This is a genomic window from Microbacterium sp. Leaf351, from assembly GCF_001423825.1.
Classification (GTDB): Bacteria; Actinomycetota; Actinomycetes; order Actinomycetales; family Microbacteriaceae; genus Microbacterium; species Microbacterium ginsengisoli.
This window is the reverse complement of sequence record NZ_LMPK01000015.1, coordinates 98,134-103,499: the sequence shown is the minus strand read 5'-3', so window position 1 is coordinate 103,499 and position 5,366 is coordinate 98,134. Positions and strand designations below refer to the sequence as shown.

Annotated in this window: 6 protein-coding genes; all 6 read right to left on the bottom strand. The window is 72.2% G+C overall.

Annotated features, from left to right (window positions below):
• Positions 1–759, bottom strand: a 759-nt coding sequence (locus ASG00_RS17335) for an aldehyde dehydrogenase family protein (RefSeq protein ID WP_235559289.1), incomplete at its 3' end; no start/stop codon positions are given.
• Complete coding sequence (locus tag ASG00_RS06145; RefSeq protein WP_200930871.1) at positions 756–1,955, bottom strand: fumarylacetoacetate hydrolase family protein; 1,200 nt, start codon at positions 1,953–1,955, stop codon at positions 756–758. The genes ASG00_RS17335 and ASG00_RS06145, both read right to left, overlap by 4 nt.
• Positions 1,956–1,960: 5 nt before the next feature.
• Positions 1,961–2,767, bottom strand: a complete 807-nt coding sequence (locus tag ASG00_RS06140; RefSeq protein WP_045247810.1) for an enoyl-CoA hydratase/isomerase family protein — start codon at positions 2,765–2,767, stop codon at positions 1,961–1,963.
• Positions 2,764–3,903 (bottom strand): extracellular solute-binding protein, encoded by a 1,140-nt coding sequence (locus tag ASG00_RS06135; RefSeq protein WP_056207591.1) that lies wholly within the window; start codon positions 3,901–3,903, stop codon positions 2,764–2,766. Before ASG00_RS06135 ends, ASG00_RS06140 begins: the two co-directional genes overlap by 4 nt.
• Positions 3,900–5,126: a CaiB/BaiF CoA transferase family protein gene (locus tag ASG00_RS06130; protein WP_056207588.1), complete on the bottom strand. Its 1,227-nt coding sequence runs from the start codon at positions 5,124–5,126 to the stop codon at positions 3,900–3,902. Before ASG00_RS06130 ends, ASG00_RS06135 begins: the two co-directional genes overlap by 4 nt.
• The coding region (locus tag ASG00_RS14415) for a hypothetical protein (RefSeq protein WP_200930870.1) at positions 5,119–5,366 on the bottom strand (248 nt) is incomplete at its 5' end. The genes ASG00_RS06130 and ASG00_RS14415, both read right to left, overlap by 8 nt.

Here is a 5,366-nt window from a genome sequence, read left to right as displayed (position 1 = left end):
GACGATCAGCGGGTTCAGGCTGCTGAGCTCGCCGTAGAACGGGATCGGGTTCTCGCGGGACTCGATGATCTCCCGCAGGACACGTCCGGTGTGGAGCGAGCCGGTGAACCCGACCGCGGCGACCCGGGGATGTGCGACGAGCGCGGCGCCGGCCTGCTGGCCGTAGACGATGCCGAGCACGCCGTCGGGCGCGCCCGCCGCACGGGCCGCCGCCTCGAGCGCCGCGAACGAGCGCGCCGAGGTGAGGGGGTGGGACGAATGCGCCTTCACGACGACGGGGTTGCCCGCCGCGAGGGCAGATGCCGTGTCGCCGCCGAGCACGGAGAACGCGAACGGGAAGTTGCTCGAGCCGAACACCGCGATCGGGCCGATCGGCACGAGCATGCGGCGGATGTCGGGACCGGGACCCATGGGCGTGTCACCCGCGTGGTCGATGACCGCCTCGAGGTAGCCGCCTTCGTCGACGGCATCGGCGAACAACCGGAACTGGAACGCCGATCGGGTCAGCTCGCCGTTCAGACGCGGCTCAGCGAGTCCGGTCTCTGCCGCCGCGATCGCGACGAGTGCGTCCCGGTCGGCCTCGATCTCGTCGGCGATGCGACGCAGCAGCGCTGCCCGGGCGGCCCGGGGCATCCGTCTGAGCTCGTCGGCGGCGGATGCCGCAGCCGTCGCGATGCGGTCGACCTGAGCATCCGAGGTGGCCTCGAGGGCCGTCGGGGACGCGACGCCGGTGCGCGGATCGGTGGAGGTCAGGGTCATCGGGATGCTCCGTCCGTCAGGAGACCGCGCCGCGCGAGCGAGGCGAACAGGTCGTGCAGGCCGAAGGCCCACGGCTCGACCGTCTCGGCATGGCGCACGCGGTTGACGAGCGTGCCGAGCGCCGGCGAGCCGATGCGCACGACGTCGTCGGGGTGGTGGGTGAATCCGAGCCCGGGGGCGTCCCGATCCTGCACCGGGGCGAACATCGTGCCGAGGTAGAGCACGAAACCGTCGGGATAGCGGTGCTTCGGACCGATCGTCTGGGCGACGAGGTCGACGGGGTCGCGGCTGATGAGAGCGAGCGGCGACTCGGCCACCATCGTGAACCCGTCGGCGCCGACGACCTCGAGCGTCACGGTCTGCGCACGCAGCGCGTCGAGGGTGAAGCGCCCGTCGAGCAGGCGTACGAACGGGCCGACGGAGGCGGATGCGTTGTTGTCCTTCGCCTGCCCGAGCAGCAGGGCGCTGCGCCCTTCGATGTCGCGCAGGTTCACGTCGTTGCCGAGCGTCGCCCCGACGATCTCTCCGCGCGAGGACACGACCAGCACCACCTCGGGCTCCGGGTTGTTCCACGCCGAGTCGCTGCGCACTCCCACATCGGTGGCGGCGCCGACCGTCGCGAGCACGGGAGCCTTGGTGAACACCTCGGCGTCCGGGCCGATGCCCACCTCGAGGTACTGGCTCCACAGTCCGCGCTCGACGAGCAGGTGCTTGAGCGCCATCGCCTCGGGCGACCCGGGGACGAGCGACTGCAGGTCGTCGCCGAGCGTGCCGAGCACCTCGTCGCGGATGTCGGCGGCGAGGTCGAGGTCGCCGTGCGCGCGCTCCTCGATGATGCGCTCGAGCATCGAGACCGGGAACGTCACCCCCGCCGCCTTGACGACGTGCAGGTCGATCGGGGAGAGGAGCCACGGATGCCGCGGGTCGCGCGCCTCGACGGGCGTGTTCGCGATCACGGCGTCCACGGAGCCGAGCCGCCGGCCGGAGGCGGCGCGCACGGCGGCCGCCGGCGTGGCGCTCTCGGTGAGCGCGCGCATCGTCGGGAAGCTCGCGCTGAGGTCGATCACGTCGTCGCCGCGCACGGCCACGACCGACGGACCTTCGGCCGCGGGGTCCCAGACCCGTCCGACCAGCAGGGCGTCGGCGGCATCTGTCGGGAGGGCGGCGGTCGCGCCGCCGTGCCACGTCGTCGTCATCCCGCTCACCGTCCTTCGAAGACGCCCGCGCGTCGCTCGGCGAACGCCGCGCGACCCTCTGCGGCATCGCGGGTCGCGAAGGTGATCGCCTGCATCTCGCGCTCGTACGCCATCGCACCGCTGCGCGGCAGGTCGGCGGCCGCGACGAGGTTCGCCTTCGCGGTCTCCACGGCGATGGGCGGGCGGGCGGCGATCGTCTGCGCCAGGCCGCGTGCCCGCGGGAGCAGGTCGTCGGGGGCGAGCACCTCCGAGACGAGCCCCCAGCGCAGCGCGGTCTCGGCGTCGATCGCGTCTCCGGTCATGAGCATCATTGCGGCGTTGCCGGGTCCGACGGCCGCCGCGAGCAGGGGCGACATCCCGCCGCCGCCGATCCAGCCGAGCTTGACCTCCGGCGCCGCGAAGCTCGCAGACGAGGACGCGAGTCGGATGTCGCAGGTCAACGCGGTCTCGAGGCCGCCCCCGAAGGCGTAGCCGTTGACCGCCGCGATGACGGGCTTGCGCACCTCTCGCAGGGCGTCGCAGTAGTCGCGGCGGTTGCGGAACGCCCAGGGGCTGGCGTACGCGTCGAGCGTGCGGATGTCGGATCCGGCGCAGAACGCCCGCTCGCCTGCGCCGGTGAGCACGACGGCGCGGACGCGGTCGCTGTCGTTGATCCAGTGCGCGGCGCGCTCGAGCTCCGCCGACATCTCCGGCGTGACGGCGTTGAGCTTCTCGGGGCGCGAGATCGTGAGCACGGCGACGCCGTCCTCGACCTCGACCACCACCTCCGCGATGCGCGAGACGAAGGTCGACTCCTCGGTCAGGGGACTCATGCGGGCATCCTCTCGGGGGTGGCTGCGGCTGCTCGGGCGGTGTGGAAGAGCTCCTCGAGCTCGTGGAGGACCGTCCCGGTCTCGATGTCGTCGGTGACGCCGGCGCGCAGCAGCGCCGATGCCGCCGACTGGAAGGGGATGTAGCCGGCGAATCGCGGCCGCACCCATGCCTGGTCGATCGTGGTGAGCGTGCTGCTGTAGAAGCCCCCGGACGCGGAGTCGACAGCTTCGTCGGTCCACGCAGCACGGGCGCTCGGCTGGCCGGCGTGCGCGGGGATGAGGCCGCGCTGCAGGTCGCTGGACATGAGTGCGCGCAGGTGGTCGATGAGCGCCGCGGACGGCGAGCATCGCCGACTGATGGCGATGCCGGTCCCGCCGAGGGTCGATCCGATCCGCGGGCCCGCGGTGGGTGGGGCGCCGAACCGCACGCCCCCCTCGCCCTGGGCGTAGGTTACGTAGCCGTACACGAGGGGGAGGTAGTCGAGGTCGTCACCGGTGCGCAGACGTTCGAGCAGGGAGATCGGGTTCTGCCCGATCGTCCCCGCGGGTGCGCTGCCGTGAAGGGCGCGCAGCACACGCAGGGCCTCGGCGCCGGTGGCGCGGGAGAGCAGGATGTCGCCGCGCGCCGGCTCCTCGCCGAGGCCGACCGCGATCGAGCACCAGCTCAGGAACGCGTGCGGGCCTGCCAGGCTCGGCGCGACGCGTGCTGTGCGCGAGGCGAGCGCCACGGCCTCGTCCCAGGTCGCCGGCGCCGCATCGAGGGCGTCAGGCCGCCACGCCGCCACCTGGGTGGCGGCGTCGAGCGGCAGCGCCCACGGGCGACCCTCGAGCACGTAGCTGGTGAAGCTCGGGCCGACCGCGGCATCCGACCATGCGGTGAGCTCGTCCGTCGAGAACAGCGCGTCCAGCGGATGCAGCGCATCATGGGCCCGCGCGTCGCCCAGGTGGGGGTGGTCGAGCACGACCAGGTCGAACTCCGCCGCGATCCGCTCGATCGGGGCGGACTCGAACCCCTCGAGCGGCTGCGCCTCCCATGTCAGCGTGTCGGGTCCGTCCGCCGAGAACGCCGCCGCGGCGGCGCGCAGCGCATCGGTGCCGCGCGGATGGTCCCAGGTGAGCCCGCGATAGTGCGTCATGACAGCGTGTCGGCCGGCGTCAGCACGGTCTCGGCGACCACGCCGCGTCCGAGCAGGTCGTCGGCGTCGAGGCCGAGCTCGTCGAGCAGCTCGCGTGTGTGCTGCCCGACGAGCGGGGCACCGCGGTCGATGCGCGGCGGTGTGGCCGAGAAGCGGTACGGAAACCCGGGGACGCTGATCGTCCCCTCGGTCGGGTGGTCGTAGGTGACGAACGTGCCGTTGTGGGCGATCTGCGGATCGGCCACGAGATCGGCATAGCCGTAGACGGGTCCTGCCCAGATACCCGCCGGGAGGAGCGTCTCCAGCCAGTGGTCGGTCGTCTTCGCGCGCAGGCGGTCGGCCGTGCGGCGGTAGAGCTCATCGCGGTGCGTCCAGCCCTCGACCTCGGGATCCATGCCGGCGAAGGTCGGTTCGTCGATCAGTCGCCCGAGCGTATCCAGGTCGGCGAAGCCCAGCGCGAGGTAGCCGTCGGCCGTGGCGAACACGCCATACGGCGCCCGGATGTACACGTGCGCGTTCGGCTCGGAGCCACGCTCCTGGGGCACACCGCCGACCGTGAACACCGACAGCTCCTGCATCTGCAGGGTCGTCAGCGCGTCGAGCATGTTGACGGTCACCAATTGGCCCTCCCCGGTGCGCTCACGGTGGAGGAGCGCCGCGAGCACGCCCTCGAACGCCGTCGAGGCGGTGACCGCATCGGCGAGGTACTGGCCGGCGGGCGACGGAGGCTCCCCGGCGCGGCCGGCCGAGAGCATCGCCCCCGACATCGCCTGCACGAGAAGGTCCTGCCCGGGGCGCGTCGCGTACGGGCCCGTCTCGCCGTAGCCCGAGATCGAGACGTAGACGATCGACGGATTGACCGCGCGCACGCTCTCGTAGTCGAGGCCCAGGCGGGCCGCCACTCCCGGACGGTAGTTCTGCAGGAACACATCGGCGGTCGCCAGCAGCGCGCGCACCGCCGCCGCGCCCTCGACCGACTTCAGGTCGATCGCGAGAGAGCGCTTGTTGCGGTTCAGCGACAGGAACGACACGTTGATGCGGTTTCCCCGAGCGCCGCCGGCGGACGCGAAACGCTGCCACTCGCCGGCGGTCGGCTCGACCTTGATGACGTCGGCACCGAGATCGCCGAGGCGCTGGGCGGCGAACGGCCCCGCCATCGCGATCGAGCAGTCGATGACGCGGTAGCCCGAGAGCACCCCGCGCGGTTCGTCGTGATCAGTCATGGATCCGGACCTCCCGTCCGTCGTCGGCGGATGAGCGCAGGAGCGCCTCGATGAGCTCCACGGATCGGGCCGCGACATCCGCCGTGCTGTTGTTGTCGGTGTGCGCTCCGGTGATCAGGTCGATGAACCTCGCCGGCGGCACCAGGCACTCGTACTCACCCTCACCCGGCGGGATAACGAGCTCCTCGTGTCCGCCGTCGTAACGGCTGAGGCGCACTCGTTCGCGCTCGACGTCGATCA

Coding starts and splice junctions, on each gene's coding strand:
- ASG00_RS06145 (WP_200930871.1), bottom strand. CDS start 1,955: ATGACGACGACGTGGCACGGCGGCGCGACCGCCGCCCTCCCGACAGAT.
- ASG00_RS06140 (WP_045247810.1), bottom strand. CDS start 2,767: ATGAGTCCCCTGACCGAGGAGTCGACCTTCGTCTCGCGCATCGCGGAG.
- ASG00_RS06135 (WP_056207591.1), bottom strand. CDS start 3,903: ATGACGCACTATCGCGGGCTCACCTGGGACCATCCGCGCGGCACCGAT.
- ASG00_RS06130 (WP_056207588.1), bottom strand. CDS start 5,126: ATGACTGATCACGACGAACCGCGCGGGGTGCTCTCGGGCTACCGCGTC.